This window comes from Methylobacterium sp. C1 (assembly GCF_001854385.1).
Taxonomy (GTDB): domain Bacteria; phylum Pseudomonadota; class Alphaproteobacteria; order Rhizobiales; family Beijerinckiaceae; genus Methylobacterium; species Methylobacterium radiotolerans.
The window spans coordinates 2,235,789-2,249,756 of sequence record NZ_CP017640.1; the positions used below are offsets into that span (position 1 = coordinate 2,235,789).

Sequence of the window (13,968 nt, forward strand, 5' to 3'; positions counted from 1 at the left end):
AGCACCGCACGCCATGGCTCTCCTCGCCGACGTCCTCTCGCGGGTGAAGCCGTCCGCGACCATCGTGATGACCCAGAAGGCCCGGGACCTGAAGGCGTCCGGCGTCGACGTCATCAGCCTGTCGGTGGGCGAGCCCGATTTCGACACGCCCGAGCACATCAAGCAGGCGGCGATCGACGCGATCCACCGCAACGAGACCCGCTACCCGCCGGTCTCCGGCATCGTGCCCCTGCGCGAGGCGATCGTGCGCAAGTTCAAGCGCGAGAACGGGCTCGACTACAAGGTCTCGCAGACCATCGTGGGCACCGGCGGCAAGCAGGTGCTGTACAACGCCTTCCTCGCCACGCTGAACCCCGGCGACGAGGTGGTGATCCCCCGCCCCTACTGGGTGTCCTATCCGGAGATGGTCGGCCTGTGCGGCGGCACCCCGGTCTTCGCCGACACCGACATGGCGCACGGCTTCAAGCTCCAGGCCGAGGAGCTCGACCGGGTGCTGACGCCGAAGACCAAGTGGATCGTCCTCAACTCGCCGTCGAACCCGTCGGGCGCCGCCTATTCCCGCGCCGAGATGAAGGCGCTCACCGACGTGCTGCTCCGCTACCCGGACGTGCACATCCTCACCGACGACATCTACGAGCACCTCACCTACGGCGACTTCGAGTTCGTCACGCCGGTCCAGGTCGAGCCGCAGCTGCTCGAGCGGACGCTGACCATGAACGGCGTCTCGAAGGGCTACGCCATGACCGGCTGGCGCATCGGCTACGCGGCCGGCCCGGAGAAGCTCATCAAGGCGATGGACTTCGTGCAGGGCCAGCAGACCTCCGGCGCCAGCACGATCGCGCAATGGGCCGCGGTCGCCGCCCTCGACGGGCCGCAGGATCACCTCGCCACGTTCCGGGCCGCCTTCCAGGGCCGGCGCGACCTCGTCGTGTCGATGCTCAACCAGACCAACGGGCTGACCTGCCCGACGCCGGAGGGCGCGTTCTACGTCTACCCGTCCTGCGCGGCGCTGATCGGCAAGAAGACCGAGGCCGGCAAGACCATCGAGACCGATGAGGACTTCGTCATGGAGCTGCTCCAGGCTGAGGGCGTGGCCGCGGTCCACGGCTCGGCCTTCGGGCTCGGCCCGAACCTGCGCATCTCCTACGCGACGTCGAACGCGGTGCTGGAGGAGGCCTGCCGGCGCATCCAGCGCTTCTGCGGCTCGCTGCGGTAGGAGCAGGAGCCCTGCTGTCCGGTCATCCCGCGGAGCGTTCCACGCCTGCGGGATCGAGCGTGCGGAACCAGATCGCTGTATCAGTCGGCAAGGCCGAGCACGATGGCGAGCATCCGGCTCAGGGCTGCGAGGGTGTCGCGTTCAAGTCGGCCGATGAGGGCACCGCATTTCGCCCGTGGCAGCGCGATAACTTTGTCAACCACGATCTGCGAAGTGCTTCGCAAGCCGTTGGCGGGGCTCGGCTCGACGGTCAGCCGGAAGAGCGGTGCGTCGCGGAGCGTGCTCGTGATGAGGCAGACAAGGATGCTAACGGTCCCTGTGAGCCAGTCGGATTGCACGACGACGGCAGGACGCGGCTGGCCGTAAGCCCCTGGCGGGGAGACGGTGACGATGTCACCGCGCGTCACGGTTCGGGCCAGTCGAACGCTGATTCGATGAAGTCGAGAGCTTCGGCTTCCTCGGGGGCCCCCCTCAGAATTGCGGCTTGCCGGGCGGCCTCCTCGATGAAGTCCGGCCTCGCCGGATCAGGCACCCAGAGGCGTATGAGCTTCATGCCGTCGCGTTGCGGCACGCGGCGATAGCGCAAGTTCTTCGGCGAGCCTTCCCTCGGCTTGGTCTGAGTCATGGGCGGGGGATCCGATCGTTTGGCATCCTAGGCTCTGCCGGCCCTGCTGACTACTATGGTGGGATCACGTGCCCTGGAGAGTCTCGCCATGCCCACCGTCGCGGTGATCGCCCCGGGCGCCATGGGCAGCGCCGTCGGGGCCCGGCTCGCCGGGCACGGCGCCCGCGTGCTGACCTCCCTGGACGGGCGCGGGGCGGCGAGCCGCGCCCGGGCCGCGGCCGCCGGCATGGCGCATGCCGGGGACGGCGAGCTCGCCGCCGCCGACCTCCTGCTCGCGATCGTGCCGCCCGCCGACGCGGAGGCGCTCGCCCGCCGGCTCGCGCCCGCCCTGGCGGCGGCCCCGCGCAAGCCGGTCTACATCGACGCCAACGCCGTCAGCCCGGAGACGGTCGGGCGCATCGCCGGGGTCGTCGCGGCCACCGGCACGCCGTTCCTCGACGGGGCGATCCTGGGCCTGCCGCCGCAGCCCGGCAGCCGGGGGCCGCGCGTCTACGTCTCGGGCGCGGATACGGCTCCCGCGCTGGTCCTGCGCGACCTCGGCCTCGACCTGCGCGTCTGCCCCGGCGCGGTCGGCGCCGCCTCCGGCCTCAAGATGAGCTATGCCGGCCTCAACAAGGGCCTGACGGCGCTCGCCGCGCTCGTGATCGGCGCCGCCGATCGCGCCGGCGCCGGCGAGGCGCTGCTGGCCGAACTCGCCGAGAACGAGCCGGCGCTGCTGGCCCGGTTCGCCAGGGGCCTGCCCGACATGGCGCCGAAGGCCCACCGCTGGGCGCCCGAGATGGAGGAGATCGCCGGGTTCCTCGGTCCCGACGCGGTCGGGCGGCAGGTCTTCGCCGGCTACGCCGCGCTCTACCGCCGCCTCGCCGCGGAGGACGGCGCGGCCGAGATCGCCGCGCTGATGCGCTTCGCCGCGGCCGCGGCGGAGCGCTGATCGCCGCGGGGCCGCCGAAACGGCCCCGCCTCTGTTGCCGGCTCGGCTGTCACCCTCTACACGGGCTGTCCCCAGCGGCCGATGCGCCTGAAGGTTTCGCGAGCCCGCTCGGGCCTGCATGGCGGCGGGGTCGGCAGTGACGGGGCGGTCCGGACCAGTTCTCTGGACCGTTCCTGTGAGGCTCAGTGGGCCGAGTCGCTGCAGGAGTGTCGGGAGCGCGGGGAACAGGAACCGCGGGTCCGGCGCATGGCCCACATGATTTCCCGCCCGATCCCGCCCGCCGGACTTGTCGCGGGCGCGGGGCCCTGCCCCGTTCCGGGACAGGGGCGGCCGGGGCCGTTGCGGCTTCGTTCACGCTCCCGCGCGATGATGCGTCCGGGCCGGGGATCCGGTTCCGCGTAACCGCGTTCTCTCGGGCCTGACGACCATGCGAGCCCTGCTCACCAGCGGCATCAAGGCGATCCTCGGCATCGCCGCGCTCTCCACCGCCGCGCACTGGACCCTGCGGGTGCAGCGCGAGTCCGCCGCCCCCGCGGTCGCGACGGCGAGCCTCGCCGAGCCCACCGCGACCGGCTCCATCGAGCCGCGCCGCCGAGCGGGCCGCCGCGCTGGCGCCCGCGCCGGTCGCCGCGGCGGCGCCGGTTCCCGCTGCGCCCGCGCGCGCCGCCGCGGGGCTCGACCAGTCGCACCTCGCCGCCCTGATCGCCGGCGCGACGCCGCCCAAGCCGAAGCTCGCCAAGGCCGCGACCAAGACGGCCTCCGCCGAGAGGGCGCCCGTCGCCGAGAAGGTCGCGGCGAAGCGCTGAGCCCCCGCCGGCGCGGGCGACCGTGCCGGCTGCATGGTTCCCCTGCGCGCCGACGGATACCGGCGCGGCGCCGGGCGTGGCAGGGATTTCGGCCTCTACCGAGATTGGTCAGGCATGAGCACGCAGGTCGCGACCTCCGTCCCCGACGACAGCGCCGCGACGCGCGCCGATCCGGAGGCCGAGCTCGCCGGCCGCCGGCGGATCGTCGGCATCGCCCTGATGTGCGGGGCCGTCGCCTTCTTCGCGAGCCTCGACGCCTGCGGCAAGACCCTGGCACGGGCCGGCGTCGACCCCCTGGTCACCACCTTCATGCGCTACGCGGCCAGCGTCGCCATGATCTCGCTGTTCATCAACCCGGTGCGCACGCCGGGCGTGGTCAAGAGCCGGCGCCTGCCGCTGCAGATCGCGCGCTCCCTGCTGCTCTTCGCCTCCACGGCCCTCAACTTCCTGGCCCTGCGCTACCTGCAGCTCGCCGAGACGATCTCGATCCAGTTCGCCGCGCCGCTCACCGTGGCGCTGCTCGCCGGGCCGCTGCTCGGCGAGTGGTCGTCGCGGGCGCGGCTCACGGCGATCGGCGTCGGCTTCCTGGGCGTGCTGGTGATCGTGCGGCCGGGCGTCGGCGGGATGCATCCGGCCGCGCTGCTCTGCGTCGCCAACGTCGTGGTCTACGCCTTCTACGCGATCATCACGCGCAAGCTCGCGGCCTACGACTCGACCGCCACGACCATGTTCTACACGGGGCTCGCGGGGCTCGCGCTGATGGCCCCGCTCCTGCCCTGGATCTGGACGAGCCCGGCGAGCCTGACCCACTGGGCGCTGCTGTTCGGGGTGGCGCTGTTCGGGACGCTGGGCCACTGGCTGCTGGTGATGGCCCATGCCCGGGCCCCGGCCAACGTGCTGGCGCCGTTCATCTACACGCAGCTGCTGTGGTCGGTGACGCTGGGCTTCCTGCTGTTCGGCGACGTCCCGAGCCGCTGGACCGTGGCGGGCGCCATGATCGTCGTCGGATCGGGCCTGTACCTCCTGGCGCAGGAGACGATCCGCCGGGAGGCGCGGCCGGCCGCCTGAGGCGACCGGCCGGAACCTGTCAGCGGCCGAGGCGCTCCTGGCGCTCCATCCGCTCCTCGCGGCGGTTCTCGCGCGCCCGGCGGGCCGGGTCCGGATCGGTGCCGAGCACGCCGCCGACCGTGCCGGTCGCCGCGCCGACCGCGCCGCCGACGACCCCGCCCACGGGGCCGGCCGCGGCCGTGCCGTCCTCGACGCCGCGCTGGGCGCCGCGCGCCGTGCCCTGGGCCTCCGCGGCGCCCGCGTAGGCCAGCGGCGCGAGGGCGAGGGTCGCGATCAGAAGCTTCTTCATGGGGCTACTCCCGGATGTCTGTCCGAATCGGCTCCGCCCGCCGAGGCGGGCGGAGGGTGTGTCGGTCAACGGTTCAGACGCCGATTGGTCCCATCCGCGGTCACGGGCGCGTGATCCGCGCTGCCGCTGGCCTCGGGCCGGGGCGGCTGGTAGAGAACGCCCCATGCACGCTTCGCGCGCCCTGCGCGGCCCCGGCCGCCCGATCCGAATTACCGGCCCGGCCTCCGCCTGAGGGCCCGCTCCAGCGTGGCCGCGCGGAGGTCCGGGATCCTCCTGCCGCCCGACCCGATTCCGCCGGCCCGACGCTGCCGGCCCGACCGCCGATGCGAGATCCGATGACCGCCCCCGAGACCGCGCCCGCCCGCGACTATTCCAAGACCCTGTTCCTGCCGCAGACCGAGTTCCCGATGCGCGCCGGCCTGCCGGTGCGCGAGCCGCTCTTCATCGAGCGCTGGAAGCGGATGGACCTGTACGGGAAGCTGCGCGCCGCCGGCCGCGACCGGCCGAAATTCGTGCTCCACGACGGCCCGCCCTACGCCAACGGCAACATCCACATCGGCACGGCGCTCAACAAGATCCTCAAGGACGTGGTGGTCCGCTCGCAGACCGCCCTCGGCTTCGACGCCAACTACGTCCCCGGCTGGGACTGCCACGGCCTGCCGATCGAGTGGAAGATCGAGGAGCAGTACCGCGCCAAGGGCCGCAACAAGGACGACGTGCCGGTGATCGAGTTCCGGCAGGAATGCCGGACCTTCGCGGCCCAGTGGCTCGACGTGCAGCGCGAGGAGTTCAAGCGCCTCGGCGTCACCGGCGACTGGGACCATCCCTACGCCACCATGGCGTTCCCCGCCGAGGCCGTGATCGCCGACGAGCTGATGAAGTTCTCGATGAGCGGCCAGCTCTACCGCGGCTCCAAGCCCGTGATGTGGTCGGTGGTCGAGAAGACCGCGCTCGCCGAGGCGGAGGTCGAGTACGAGGAGCACGTCAGCGACACGGTGTTCGTGGCCTTCCCGATCCGGTCCGGCGCCGAGGGCGACCTCGCGGCGGCCCGGGTGGTGATCTGGACGACCACGCCCTGGACGATCCCCGGCAACCGCGCGGTCGCCTACTCCAAAAAAATCGCCTACGGCCTGTACCGGGTCACGGAGGCGCCGGCCGACAACTGGGCGACCCCCGGCCAGACCTACGTGCTCGCCGACAGCTTGGCCGCGACCGTGTTCAAGGCCGCCCGGGTCGAGGCGTTCGCGCGCGTGGCCGACGTGAGCCCGTCGACGCTCGCGGGCCTGACCCTGGACCACCCGCTGGCGAAGCTCGGCTACGGTTTCGCCGTGCCGATGCTCGACGGCGACCACGTCACCGACGAGTCCGGCACGGGCTTCGTCCACACGGCGCCGAGCCACGGCCGCGAGGATTTCGAGCTCTGGATGGCCAGCGGCCGGCTGCTGCGCGAGCGCGGCATCGACGCGACCATTCCGTACACGGTCGACGCCGACAGCGTCCTCACCGAGGCCGCCCCGGGCTTCACCGGCACACGCGTGCTCACCGCCAAGGGCGAGAAGGGCGACGCCAACAAGGCGGTCATCGCCGCGCTGACCGAGGCCGGGGCGCTGATCGCCCGCGGGGTGCTGCGCCACCAGTACCCGCATTCCTGGCGGTCCAAGAAGCCGGTGATCTTCCGCAACACGCCGCAATGGTTCATCGCCATGGACCGGCCGGTGGATTCGCTCGGCAACCGGACGCTCCGCGAGGTCGCGCTCCAGGGCATCGACGACACCCAGTGGGTGCCGACCCAGGGCAAGAACCGCATCACCGGCATGGTCGCCAACCGGCCGGACTGGGTGGTCTCGCGCCAGCGCGCCTGGGGCGTGCCGATCACCGTCTTCGTCCACCGCGAGACCGCCGAGATCCTGAGGGACGAGCGGGTCAACGCCCGCATCCGCGACGCCTTCGCGGCCGAGGGCGCCGACGCGTGGTTCCGCGACGACGCCGCGCAGCGCTTCCTGGCGCCCGACCACGACCCGGCCGCCTACGAGAAGGTCACCGACGTCCTCGACGTCTGGTTCGATTCCGGCTCGACCCACGCCTTCGTGCTCGACGATCCGGAGGCCTTCCCGGGTCTCTCTGGGGTGAAGCGCGTCCGCGACGGCGGCCGGGATCGGGTCATGTACCTGGAGGGCTCCGACCAGCACCGCGGCTGGTTCCAGTCCTCGCTGCTCGAATCCGCCGGCACCCGCGGCCGGGCGCCCTACGACATCGTCCTGACCCACGGCTTCGTGCTCGACGGCAAGGGCCTGAAGATGTCGAAGTCGAAGGGCAACGTCGTCGCGCCGCAGAGCGTCATCAAGGATTCCGGCGCCGACATCCTGCGCCTCTGGGTCGCGGCCTCCGACTACACCGACGACCTGCGCATCGGACCGGAGATCATCAAGACCTTCGCGGAGACCTACCGGAAGCTGCGCAACTCCCTGCGCTGGATGCTGGGCTCGCTGGCCCACCGGGTCCCGGGCGACGACGTGGCCTACGCCGACATGCCCGAGCTGGAGCGGCTGATCCTGCACCGGCTCGCCGAGCTCGACGGCGAGATCCGCGAGGCCTACGCGGCGTTCGACACCAAGCGGGTGGTGGCGCTGCTCAACGGCTTCATGACCGGCGACCTGTCGTCCTTCTACTTCGACGTGCGCAAGGACGCCCTGTACTGCGATCCGGTGTCCTCGGTCCGCCGCCGGGCGTCGCTGCAGGTGATCGACGAGGCCTTCCGGCGCGTGGCGATCTGGCTCGCCCCGGTGCTGGCCTTCACGGCCGAGGAGGCGTGGCTCGACCGCTACCCGTCCGAGGACGGCTCGGTGCACCTCCAGACCCTGCCGGAGACCCCGGCGGACTGGCTCGACCCCGCCCTCGCGGAGCGCTGGCACAGGATCCGGCGGGTCCGGCGGGTGGTCACCGGCGCCCTGGAGATCGAGCGCGCGGCCAAGCGCATCGGCGCGAGCCTGGAGGCGGCGCCGACGGTCTACGTGGCGGACCCGGAGCTGCTCGCGGCGCTCGAGGGCTGCGACTTCGCTGATACCTGCATCACCTCCGCCATCACGGTGGTCGCGGGCGAGGGCCCGGCCGAGGCCTTCCGGCTCGACGAGGTGCGCGGCGTGGCGGTGGTGCCGAGCCCGGCCGAGGGGCGCAAATGCGCCCGGTCCTGGCGGGTCAGCCCGAGCGTGGGCAGCGATCCGGACTACCCGGAGGTGACGCCCCGCGACGCCCAGGCCCTGCGCGAGTGGGACGCGGCGCATCCGGAGGCGAGCGCGGCGTGAGGGCCTCCCACGTCGTCGGCGGCGCCGCCCCTGCTCCCCGCCCGCGGGGAGCGGGGGGCGCCGGCCTCCTGGCCCTCGTCCTCACCCTGATCCTCGACCAGGCCACCAAGCTCGGGCTCTATTTCGGCACCGACCTCGTGCTGACGCAGCCCTGGCGGCTGGCGCCCTTCGCCGACTTCGTGGTGGTCTGGAACCGGGGCGTCTCCTACGGGCTGTTCCAGCAGGAGGGCGGGATCGGCCGCTGGCTCCTCGTGGCCCTGTCGCTGGCCGCCGCCCTCGGCCTCGGGATCTGGATGCGCCGGGCCACGTCGCGGCTCCTCGGCATCGCCCTCGGGCTGATCGTCGGCGGCGCGCTCGGCAACGCCATCGACCGGGCCGCCTACGGCGCCGTCTTCGACTTCGTCCACCTGCATGCCGGCGGCTGGTCCTGGTACGTGTTCAACGTCGCCGACGCGGCGATCGTGGCGGGCGTGATCGGCCTGATCCTCGACAGCCTGTCCCCGGACGGCCGCAAGGACCGGGCGTCGCCGGCGCGGGGCGACCCGGCGCCGCGCCTGTGATCCCTGCAACACACAGGTACGGCTGCACCGCCCTCCTGGCGCGACGCGGTCAAGGCGCCATACGATCGCCGGAAACCGGCCTCAGGCCGGGACCCGTCGGATCGGGCCGCGCCGCGGTCATCCCAGAGCCGGACCCCCCGTCCGGAACCCGTGAGGCAGCATGACCGGGCATCGCAGGCTTCGTCCCCTCCTCTCCGCCGCGGTGGCCTTGGCTCCGCTCTGCGTCGGCCCCGCGCACGCGCAGGAGCGCGGCGAGTTCATGCGCGACGCCCTGTCGGGCATCGGCCTCCTGGAGAAGCGCCAGGATCCGATCGACTATCACGAGCGGCCCCCGCTGGTGATGCCGCCCAAGATCGACGGCAAGGCCCTGCCCCAGCCGCGGGCGCGCTCCACCAGCACCGCCTGGCCGAAGGATCCCGAGATCGTCGAGCGCGAGCGCGCCGCCGTGGAGCGGCGCAACCCCAAGGGCTCCCAGGCCCAGGGCCGCTACGACGACAACAACGCGACGCTCTCCGTGGAGGAGATGCGCGGGGGCCGCCGCGCCGGGGCGGGCCTGACGACCACCGCCGAGCGCAAGCCCGGCGACAACAACCGCGACGACAGCCTGCTCAGCCCCTTCGAGCTGCTCAAGGGCAAGAGCGCCAACGCCGAGCCCTCCGACATCGAGCCGAGCCGCGACACGCTGACGGATCCGCCGACCGGATACCGGCAGTCGCCCAAGCAGCTGGCCCGGCCGCCGTCGAGCGACCCGATCAACAACGCCAGCCGCGAGCGCGAGGAGGCGGATCCCCGCGCGTATCTCCGTCAGCGCGCGCAGCAGTGACGGGGGCGCCGTGTCGCCGTTGCAACGGCGCGGCGGCGTGGCAACATGAGACGATCGTCCCGGTGCGGTTCTTGCGCCCCGGTGACCAGGACGGCCCCGATCCGCGCGCGCATCCCGACGCGGGACGCTTCGATCCGGGGCCGGCAGAAGGAAAGCGGAATGCACCTGTTCAGGAAGGCGACGCCCACCCTCTTCCCGCTGCGTCCGGGCTCGCCCTACGGCGGCAGCGCCGGCCGGGGCGAGGCCGCGCCGTTCGGGCGTTCCGAGGCGGGCGGACCGGAAGTGACGGCCTTCACCCTCGACAACGGCCTCGACGTGGTGGTCGTCCCCGATCACCGGGCCCCCGTCGCCACCCACATGATCTGGTACCGCAACGGTTCGGCCGATGATCCGCTCGGCCAGTCGGGCATCGCCCACTTCCTCGAGCACCTGATGTTCAAGGGCACCGAGAAGCACCCGGTCGGGGCCTTCTCGAAGGCGGTGTCGGGCCTGGGCGGCCAGGAGAACGCCTTCACCAGCTACGACTACACCGCCTATTTCCAGCGGGTCGCCCGCGACCACCTCGGCACCATGATGGCGTTCGAGGCGGACCGCATGAGCGGCCTCGTCCTCGACGACGCCGTGGTCGCCCCCGAGCGCGACGTGGTGCTGGAGGAGCGGCGCATGCGGGTCGAGACCGACCCCTCCGCCCAGCTCTCCGAGGCGATGGCGGCCGGCCTGTTCGTGCACCATCCCTACGGCATCCCGATCATCGGCTGGATGCACGAGATCGAGGGCCTGAACCGCGAGCACGCGCTGGCCTACTACAAGCGCTTCTACACCCCCGAGAACGCCATCCTGGTGGTGGCCGGCGACGTGACCCCCGACGAGGTCCGGCGCTTGGCCGAGACCACCTACGGCCGCGTCGCGCCCCAGGGCGCCCGGCCCGAGCGTCTGCGGGCGCGGGAGCCGGAGCCGAAGGCCCTGCGCCGCGTCGCCGTCGCCGACCCGAAGGTCGAGCAGCCGACCCTGCAGCGGCTCTACCTGACCCCCTCCTGCATCACCGCCCGCGACGGCGGCTGCCACGACCTCGAGCTGCTGGCCGAGGTGCTGGGCGGCGGCTCGACCTCGTACCTCTACCGCAAGCTGGTCATGGAGAGCGGCCTCGCGGTCAATGCCGGCGCCTGGTACATGGGCTCGGCGATCGACGACACCCGCTTCTCCGTCTACGCGGTGCCCGCCGAGGGCGTGCCGCTGGAGAAGCTGGAGGAGGCCGTCGACCGGGTGCTGCGCCGCGCCCCCGCGGAGGCCCTCGACGCCGAGGCGATCGAGCGCGCCAAGACCCGCCTCGTGGCCGAGACCGTCTACTCCTCCGACAGCCAGTCGTCGCTGGCCCGCATCTACGGCTCGGCGCTGGCGATCGGCGAGACCATCGAGGAGGTCCGCCGCTGGCCGACCGACATCGAGGCGGTGACGCAGGACCGCCTCAAGGGCGCCGCCGAGCGCTGGCTGACGCCGGCCCGCTCGGTCACCGGCTACCTGACCAAGGCGCAGGATCCGGACGCCCCGGTCGCGATGGCCGCCGAGTAACCCCGGGTGCGTCCCGCCGGGCCCGTGACGGGGCCGGACGGGGCGCGTGCCGAACGGGAGCCCTGGCCCGCTCCGCCGTCGCCCGAGAAAGAGACACGAGGTTCCCATGAGCTTGGCCGAGACTCTGGTCGAGACCACCGCCCAAACCGTCAGCTCGCCGACCACGGCGCTGCCGGTGACGACCGCCCCCGGCATCGAGGCGTGGCACGTCGAGTCGCCGGTGGTGCCGATGATCGCCCTGGCCTTCACCTTCGAGGGCGGCGCCGCCCAGGACCCGGCCGGCAAGGCCGGCTGCGCGCAGATGCTGGCGCGGCTCCTCGACGAGGGCGCCGGCGACCTCACCTCCGACCTGTTCCAGGAGCGGCTCGCCGCCCGGGCGATCGAGCTGTCGTTCCACGCGGGCGCCGACGCGGTCGGCGGCTCGCTGAAGATGCTGGTGAAGCACGCCGACGAGGGCATCGCGCTCCTCGCCCTGGCGCTGGCCAAGCCGCGCCTCGACCCCGACGCGATCGAGCGCGTCCGCGCCCAGATCATCGCCGGCCTGCGCTACCAGCAGAACGATCCGGGCGTGCTCGCCTCCCGCCGCTTCTTCAAGGAGGCCTTCGCCGGCCACCCCTACGCCCGCCCGTCCTCCGGCACCGTGGAGAGCGTGACGGCGATCACCCGGGACGACCTGCTGGCGATGCATGCCCGCATCATCGGCCGGGGCCGGGTGAAGGTGGCGGCGGTCGGCGCCATCGGCGCCGAGCAGCTCGCCGAGGGCCTGAACCGCGCCTTCGGGGCCCTGCCGGAGGCCGGCGAACTGAAGGCGGTGCCGCGCACCGAGGTGCACGATCTCGGCAAGCGCGTCATCGTCGACCTCGACGTGCCCCAGTCGGTGATCCGGTTCGGCATGGCCGGCGTGCCGTGGCGCGACCCGGACTTCATCCCGGCCTATGTGCTGAACCACATCCTCGGCGGCGGCGCCTTCACGTCCCGCCTGTTCCAGGAGGTGCGCGAGAAGCGCGGGCTGGCCTACTCGGTGGGCACCTCTCTGGTCAGCCACCGGTCGGCCGCGATGACCTGGGGCTACACCGCCACCAAGAACGAGCGCGTCGGCGAGGCCCTGTCGGTGATCGGCGACGAGATCGGCCGGCTGATCGCCGACGGGCCGGACGACGACGAGCTGCAGAAGGCCAAGGATTACCTGACCGGCTCCTACGCGCTCGGCTTCGACACCTCGACCAAGATCGCCCACCAGCTGGTGCAGATCGCCTTCGAGGAGCTGGGCATGGACTACATCGCCCGCCGCAACGCGATGGTGTCGGCCGTGACCCAGGCGGATATCCGCCGGGCCGCCGCCCGCACCTTCGCGGACGGCAAGATGCTGGTGGTCGCCGCCGGCCGGCCGGTCGGGCTCTGAGGGCCAGGGCTCGGGAACGCGGCTCCGCAAGATCCGCCGCGTCCGGGGGACGATCGGCGCGCCGCGACCCCTTCTCCCTTCCGGGGTGCGGCCCGGAGCGGCGTGGCGCCTCCCGGGCGGCGACCGGTGCAGGCCGACCGCGGCGCTGCGCCGGAGGAACGGGTGCCGGCCTCCCGATCCGCGGGCCGCTCGCAAAGCCGCCGCCGCTCCCCACCTGAGGCGGACGCGGCGAACCCCAGGACCGACATGCAGCTCACCGGTATTCACCACCTCACCGCGGTGACCGCGCGCGCGGCGGAGAACGTCGCCTTCTACACGGGCACGCTCGGGCTGCGGCTCGTGAAGAAGACGGTGAACCAGGACGACGTCTCGGCCTACCACCTGTTCTACGCCGACGGCTTGGCGAGCCCCGGCACCGACATCACCTTCTTCGACTGGCCGGCGCCCCGGGAGCGGCGGGGCTCCAGCAGCATCACCCGCACGCATCTGCGCGTCCCGGGCGAGGGCGCGGTGGCGTGGTGGCACGCGCGCCTGCGCGAGGCCGGCCTCGTCGAGGCCGAGCCGGTCGCGCGCGACGGGCGCCTCACCCTCGACTTCGAGGATCCGGAGGGCCAGCGCCTCGCCCTGGTGGACGATGGCGGGACCGGGCCGGAGCATCCCTGGGACGGATCGCCGGTGCCGGCCGCCTACCAGATCCGCGGCCTCGGCCCGATCCGGCTGTCGGTTCCGGACCCGGCCCGCACCGCCGCCGTGCTGACCGAGGTGCTCGGCATGCGCCGGGACCGCACCTTCGAGACGGGGGACGGCCCGGTGGAGGTCTACGCGATGGGACCCAGCGGCCCGGCCGCGGAGCTCCAGCTCCTGGCCGACCGGTCCGCGCCGGCCCGCCAGGGCGCGGGCGCGGTCCACCACGTCGCCTTCCGCATCCCGGACGGGGCGTACGAGGCCTGGGCCGACAGGCTCAGGGCGGCGCGGGTGCCGAGCAGCGGGCCGGTGGACCGCTACTACTTCCGCAGCCTCTATTTCCGCGAGCCCAACGGCATCCTGTTCGAGATCGCCACCGACGGGCCGGGCTTCACCGCGGACGAGCCCCTGGAGACCCTGGGCGAGCGCCTGGCCCTGCCGCCGTTCCTGGAGCCGCGCCGGGCCGAGATCGAGGCCGGGCTGACGCCGCTCCGGCCCGGCGCCCCCGCCTGAGGGCGCGGCGCGGGGCCCGCCCGGCGGCAACCCTCCCATGTCCCGGGCGACGCTGCGGGGCGTCCGCGAAGACGCTAAATATTCGAACGATTCCAGGCCGTTCACTTCTTTCGCGTGTGTGATCCCGGCGCGCCTTGACGGGCGTGCTGCAACTGCGAAAGAAGCAGCGCGCGTGTGTTC

General features: G+C 72.9%; 12 protein-coding genes and 1 pseudogene. 10 read left to right on the forward strand and 3 right to left on the reverse strand.

Features of this window, described 5'->3' with window-relative positions:
* The first annotated feature begins 13 nt into the window (after window positions 1–13).
* Entirely contained in the window at window positions 14–1,216 is a 1,203-nt protein-coding gene (locus BKE41_RS10295) for a pyridoxal phosphate-dependent aminotransferase (protein WP_012318772.1), read from the forward strand.
* Window positions 1,217–1,296: 80 nt separating this feature from the next.
* Here the strand turns inward: BKE41_RS10295 and BKE41_RS10300 are convergent, their stop codons facing one another.
* Together BKE41_RS10300 and BKE41_RS10305 are read right to left on the reverse strand one after the other, a co-directional pair.
* Entirely contained in the window at window positions 1,297–1,623 is a 327-nt protein-coding gene (locus BKE41_RS10300; RefSeq protein ID WP_070999305.1) for a type II toxin-antitoxin system PemK/MazF family toxin, read from the reverse strand.
* Window positions 1,620–1,841: an antitoxin MazE-like protein gene (locus BKE41_RS10305; protein ID WP_024830355.1), complete on the reverse strand. Its 222-nt coding sequence runs from the start codon at window positions 1,839–1,841 to the stop codon at window positions 1,620–1,622. Before BKE41_RS10305 ends, BKE41_RS10300 begins: the two co-directional genes overlap by 4 nt.
* An 88-nt stretch (window positions 1,842–1,929) precedes the next feature.
* Between BKE41_RS10305 and BKE41_RS10310 the strand changes: the two genes are divergently transcribed.
* The 3 genes and pseudogenes from BKE41_RS10310 to BKE41_RS10320 all read left to right on the forward strand — a co-directional run bounded on the left by BKE41_RS10310 (window position 1,930) and on the right by BKE41_RS10320 (window position 4,646).
* Window positions 1,930–2,772 (forward strand): NAD(P)-dependent oxidoreductase, encoded by an 843-nt coding sequence (locus tag BKE41_RS10310; RefSeq protein WP_070999307.1) that lies wholly within the window; start codon window positions 1,930–1,932, stop codon window positions 2,770–2,772.
* Window positions 2,773–3,199: 427 nt separating this feature from the next.
* Window positions 3,200–3,578 (forward strand): annotated as a pseudogene (locus tag BKE41_RS32080) (hypothetical protein).
* 114 nt (window positions 3,579–3,692) lie between these two features.
* A complete protein-coding gene (locus BKE41_RS10320; protein ID WP_012318777.1) occupies window positions 3,693–4,646 on the forward strand; it encodes a DMT family transporter in 954 nt (317 codons plus the stop codon).
* A gap of 19 nt (window positions 4,647–4,665) precedes the next feature.
* On the opposite strand, the gene BKE41_RS10325 is transcribed toward BKE41_RS10320, so the two are convergent.
* Window positions 4,666–4,935, reverse strand: coding sequence for a hypothetical protein (locus BKE41_RS10325; RefSeq protein ID WP_012318778.1), 270 nt, complete (start codon window positions 4,933–4,935; stop codon window positions 4,666–4,668).
* A gap of 335 nt (window positions 4,936–5,270) precedes the next feature.
* On the opposite strand from BKE41_RS10325, the gene ileS reads away from it, so the two are divergent.
* The 6 genes from ileS (at window position 5,271) to BKE41_RS10355 (ending at window position 13,788) form a co-directional block, all read left to right on the forward strand.
* On the forward strand, window positions 5,271–8,237 hold the full coding sequence (gene ileS / locus BKE41_RS10330; protein WP_107088329.1) for an isoleucine--tRNA ligase: 2,967 nt from the start codon (window positions 5,271–5,273) through the stop codon (window positions 8,235–8,237).
* Between the two features lie 68 nt (window positions 8,238–8,305).
* A complete protein-coding gene (gene lspA, locus BKE41_RS10335) occupies window positions 8,306–8,797 on the forward strand; it encodes a signal peptidase II (protein ID WP_071000671.1) in 492 nt (163 codons plus the stop codon).
* A gap of 160 nt (window positions 8,798–8,957) precedes the next feature.
* Complete coding sequence (locus tag BKE41_RS10340) at window positions 8,958–9,620, forward strand: hypothetical protein (RefSeq protein WP_029360955.1); 663 nt, start codon at window positions 8,958–8,960, stop codon at window positions 9,618–9,620.
* A 159-nt stretch (window positions 9,621–9,779) separates the two neighbouring features.
* Window positions 9,780–11,189, forward strand: coding sequence for a pitrilysin family protein (locus BKE41_RS10345; protein WP_012318782.1), 1,410 nt, complete (start codon window positions 9,780–9,782; stop codon window positions 11,187–11,189).
* Window positions 11,190–11,295: 106 nt separating this feature from the next.
* Entirely contained in the window at window positions 11,296–12,591 is a 1,296-nt protein-coding gene (locus BKE41_RS10350; protein WP_012318783.1) for a pitrilysin family protein, read from the forward strand.
* A gap of 246 nt (window positions 12,592–12,837) precedes the next feature.
* Window positions 12,838–13,788, forward strand: a complete 951-nt coding sequence (locus tag BKE41_RS10355) for a ring-cleaving dioxygenase (protein WP_070999311.1) — start codon at window positions 12,838–12,840, stop codon at window positions 13,786–13,788.
* Window positions 13,789–13,968: the final 180 nt, after the last annotated feature.

Coding starts and splice junctions, on each gene's coding strand:
- BKE41_RS10305 (WP_024830355.1), bottom strand. CDS start 1,841: ATGACTCAGACCAAGCCGAGGGAAGGCTCGCCGAAGAACTTGCGCTAT.
- BKE41_RS10295 (WP_012318772.1), top strand. CDS start 14: ATGGCTCTCCTCGCCGACGTCCTCTCGCGGGTGAAGCCGTCCGCGACC.
- ileS (WP_107088329.1), top strand. CDS start 5,271: ATGACCGCCCCCGAGACCGCGCCCGCCCGCGACTATTCCAAGACCCTG.
- BKE41_RS10320 (WP_012318777.1), top strand. CDS start 3,693: ATGAGCACGCAGGTCGCGACCTCCGTCCCCGACGACAGCGCCGCGACG.
- BKE41_RS10355 (WP_070999311.1), top strand. CDS start 12,838: ATGCAGCTCACCGGTATTCACCACCTCACCGCGGTGACCGCGCGCGCG.
- BKE41_RS10325 (WP_012318778.1), bottom strand. CDS start 4,935: ATGAAGAAGCTTCTGATCGCGACCCTCGCCCTCGCGCCGCTGGCCTAC.
- BKE41_RS10350 (WP_012318783.1), top strand. CDS start 11,296: ATGAGCTTGGCCGAGACTCTGGTCGAGACCACCGCCCAAACCGTCAGC.
- BKE41_RS10340 (WP_029360955.1), top strand. CDS start 8,958: ATGACCGGGCATCGCAGGCTTCGTCCCCTCCTCTCCGCCGCGGTGGCC.
- BKE41_RS10310 (WP_070999307.1), top strand. CDS start 1,930: ATGCCCACCGTCGCGGTGATCGCCCCGGGCGCCATGGGCAGCGCCGTC.
- BKE41_RS10345 (WP_012318782.1), top strand. CDS start 9,780: ATGCACCTGTTCAGGAAGGCGACGCCCACCCTCTTCCCGCTGCGTCCG.